This window comes from Paraburkholderia sp. NMBU_R16 (genome assembly GCF_013282575.1).
In the GTDB taxonomy this organism is placed as follows: domain Bacteria; phylum Pseudomonadota; class Gammaproteobacteria; order Burkholderiales; family Burkholderiaceae; genus Trinickia.
Genome location: NZ_JAAAYE010000480.1, coordinates 1 through 251 on the forward strand (window position 1 = coordinate 1; position 251 = coordinate 251).

At 61.0% G+C, this 251-nt stretch carries 1 protein-coding gene; it reads left to right on the forward strand.

All coding sequences use genetic code 11. The features are described 5' to 3' along the window. Positions 1-110 precede the first annotated feature (110 nt). A partial coding sequence (locus tag GWC77_RS30495) for a hypothetical protein (protein ID WP_367949141.1) occupies positions 111-251 on the forward strand: 141 nt, incomplete at its 3' end.

Sequence of the window (251 nt, forward strand, 5' to 3'; positions counted from 1 at the left end):
CAACATGCGCCGAGCGTCAATCAACAAACGCTTGTCAGCGTCAATCAACATCGGCATCATCAACCTCGCCGCGACATTCTCATCTTGTTTGTCGCGCGTCTCTCATCCAGATTGTCGCGCCACACGCGTGGTTCCAGCGCCAGTTGTTTGGCCGCAAGAGCGAGCGTCGCATCGTCGAGCCCAATGCGGCACAGGGCACGCTGGGCGAAGCCTTCGATGCGCTACCCGATGCGCCGGCGCCGGCCAAGAAG